The sequence below is a fragment of the Granulicoccus phenolivorans DSM 17626 = NBRC 107789 = JCM 15570 genome (assembly GCF_000423085.1).
Lineage (GTDB): Bacteria > Actinomycetota > Actinomycetes > Propionibacteriales > Propionibacteriaceae > Granulicoccus > Granulicoccus phenolivorans.
The window spans coordinates 1-3,141 of the sequence record NZ_AUHH01000069.1 but is presented as its reverse complement, the minus strand read 5'-3'; the positions used below and the strand labels follow the sequence as shown (position 1 = coordinate 3,141).

Sequence of the window (3,141 nt, the reverse complement as noted above, 5' to 3'; positions counted from 1 at the left end):
CTGATGAAGAAGGGCCTGATCTATTCCGGGGAACGGGGTCGGATCGCGTTCACCGTGCCGCACTTCGGACGGTACTTGCGCGCCCAGGGATGATGATGTCCGCAAAGTGAGCCGCGACGCTTGCAAAACATGATTTCATACATGAAACTTTCAGTCATGGATTCATGTCTGGTCCCTCTTCCTCTTCCTCGCCCGAGCGAACTGGTTCCGCGTCACTACGACTCACTGATGTACTTGACCGGGTTTGCTTCGCAGGCGATCGACCAGGTCGCGAAAGAGGTGGCTGACCTGCCGCCAACCCGAGGGTTCTGGGACTACACCCGGGCTGTCATCAACCAGATGATTGGGGCGGATCCGTTTGGGTCGCCCGTCCAATTGCTCAAGGCGAACGGATTGCACTGGCAGCCGTGCGGAGCCCCCGACCGCATCCGGTTCCGCCTCATCGACTGCCCGCAAGTCATCACCCTTCGCGCTCGGCCCGCAGAGGCCCCCGCCCCGACGCCGGAGGGGCTGGTTCAGGACCCCTTGATTCCGGGCCTCGACGACTACGCCAACGCTCAGTTGGTGCTGTGGTGCGATCGGGACCCGGTTACGAACCGTTTGGCGTCGACCACGCTGGCACTGGGACGGGGCCTTGATGGGGGTGAACGTCTGCGGCTGATCGAGGACATTCCGATCCACCTGCCCGGGGTTGCCGGCGCGAGCGCTCCGCCAATCCTTCCCGCGGAGGACGAAGCCGTCTTCCGTGGCAAGATGGCCCGTCGAGATTCCAGTGAAACGGCCGGCGAAGTCCCGGCCGCTTACCTCGTCGACCGGGGCGGCGAGGCCGACCAAGAAGCCAACGATGAGAGCGATGAGGGCAGTGCCAGCAGTCAGAACGCGGGATGAACATTCCGTGCTGGGGGCTCGTGTCCGGTGGGCCAGGAACCTGCGAAGCCGCTTGGCACAGGACGTAGCCCGGGAGGCCGGGCTGAGCGTGGCATCTCTGTCTAGGATCGAGAAGGCCGACGAATCCTTCCTTAGTTTCGAGGCGTTGTCGGCCCTTTCGTCGGCCCTGTCGGTTCCGATGGACTGGCTAACCGAGGAACCGCGGGCCTACTCATCCGACCAGGGAACGCTGTTTCGTGCGAACAGCAAGATGACGAAACGGTCGCAGGAGACCGTGAAGACCTGGAAGATGTTGCTCGCCGAGATGTTGGCCACGCTTGACCGGTCGATCACCCTGCTGCCCACCACATTGGTAACACGGAAAGGGCCTGTGGATCCGGTGGAGGCTGCTACTGCGGTCCGCGACTCGATGGATCTGAGGTCCGACGAACCGGTGGGGCATCTTATGCGGTCGCTGGAGTCATTGGGGATCTTCATCGGTGTACACCCCTTCGACGAGGAACTGCATCTGCGCAACCACGACGCGTCCTCCGGCTGGTACAACTTGGACACGGGCCGAGCCGTGCCGATCGTTCTGTGCCGGGAGCACTCGTCGTGGGAGCGGACCCGGTTCTCGGTTGCTCATGAAGCCGGACACTTGGCTATGCACCGCCACGGCTCGGGGGCGGACCGGGAAGCGGAGGCCACGTCATTTGCCGCGGAACTTCTCATGCCGCACGAGCAGTTGAGTCGGGAGTGGCCCACTCGGGTGACGATTCACAATCTCCTGCCATTGAAGCGTCGGTGGGGTGTCTCTATCGCTGCCCTGATTCAGCAGGGTTACCGCCATGGTCTGGTCTCCGAGGATCGGCGTGTGTCTTTGTTCAAACAGCTGTCCAACGGGCGCGATCCCGCCACCGGGCAGCGCTGGCGGATTCGGGAGCCAGGTGCCGATGAACGGCAGGTGGAGCGCCCGCTGCTGATCGCCAACGCTCTTGAAGTTGCCTATGGCACCCCACCGGACCTGGATGCCCTGTTCTCAGAACTTCCGTCAACCAGGGATCGGGAGTGGTATAGCGACTTCCTGCCGAACTTCTCCTGTACCTGGTCCCGCAATCTGCGCAACCCCACACACCGGACACCGGCCGTCCCACCGAAGGCCGACAACGTCGTCTCCATCATCGACTACGCCGACCTGCGCCGTTCGCAAGCGCACCGCGAATGACGAGTACCATCCGGCGGACCAAGCTCGACGATAACGCGGTGCCGCGCTCCCGCTCCCGATGAGGCGGTACGCGCTGGCGTCCACCGCCCGCCGAGTGGCCAACGTGGGGTCCGCTGAACCGGTCACTGACGTCACCCACGCAAATCGAGGACAGAGTTCAGCTCGACGGCACCGACGGTGACCAGCAGTTGCATCTTTGCTTGTTGAGATCATCGACGCGGGATCGGAAGGGATCGTCCCGCTGACTGATCTTGTCGACGACCATGATGATCAAATCCGCGGCAATGATGCCTCTCGCAGGGTATCCCTAGGTGGCAGTTTCGAGGCACCGGCCAGCGTCGGGGCGTCTTGACCCGAAGCATTCCGAAGGTAGGCGACAGACGTATGAATGCCGACATGCGGCAGCCTGGTTTGACGTGCCCAATCGAGGTAGAGGCGTGGACCCATCCCTCCGAGCTGGGTCCACTGTTGTGCGAAATTCCCGAGGTAGTCTTTGGGCTTCCCTTCGTCGCCGACCTCCTCCCAGGCAAGAATGCTCGTGAGGTCCTCAGAAACGGGGAGGCCGATCGCGCCCAAGGCCCTCTTATCTTTGCCGGCTTCGTGCTGAAGCTTTCGCATTAGAACCGTAGAGAGCTCGGGATCGTCGCTACCGCGAAGACCATGACCGTGTGTTCAATGACCGACCGCCGCAGCTGCGGAGAGAAGAGACTCCCATCGGGGAAGTTTCGAAGCCAACGCGGCTAACCCGCCCTGCACGTACCGGGCCCAACTGCACAGACGCCCTAAGAAAACTTCGAACCCACTGGTCGCGCGCACTGGCCTCTGAGCCAACGATTCGAAGGTCGCGGCGGCGTCCTCCCGCGGCACATTGACTGGGTCACGAGCGGATCCTGGCCCATGACCTGGACCCATCGATCGACGACGAAGCTCGCCCAATGAGTTGCGAGAGCCACCGCCCTGATGAAGAAGGGCCTGATCTATTCCGGGGAACGGGGTCGGATCGCGTTCACCGTGCCGCACTTCGGACGGTACTTGCGCGCCCAGGGATG

2 protein-coding genes are annotated in these 3,141 nt (G+C 62.7%); both read left to right on the top strand.

Translation table 11 applies throughout. The annotated features are described in order from the left end of the window. The first annotated feature begins 228 nt into the window (after nucleotides 1-228). A complete protein-coding gene (locus tag G531_RS0117170; RefSeq protein WP_026928158.1) occupies nucleotides 229-888 on the top strand; it encodes a hypothetical protein in 660 nt (219 codons plus the stop codon). Continuing rightward, on the top strand, nucleotides 845-2,092 hold the full coding sequence (locus G531_RS24905) for an ImmA/IrrE family metallo-endopeptidase (protein WP_081684233.1): 1,248 nt from the start codon (nucleotides 845-847) through the stop codon (nucleotides 2,090-2,092). The genes G531_RS0117170 and G531_RS24905 overlap by 44 nt, the downstream gene beginning before the upstream one ends. Nucleotides 2,093-3,141: the final 1,049 nt, after the last annotated feature.

What these genes read in the sequence shown, in the direction of transcription:
- G531_RS0117170 (WP_026928158.1), top strand. Translation starts at nt 229, where the DNA reads ATGTACTTGACCGGGTTTGCTTCGCAGGCGATCGACCAGGTCGCGAAA.
- G531_RS24905 (WP_081684233.1), top strand. Translation starts at nt 845, where the DNA reads ATGAGAGCGATGAGGGCAGTGCCAGCAGTCAGAACGCGGGATGAACAT.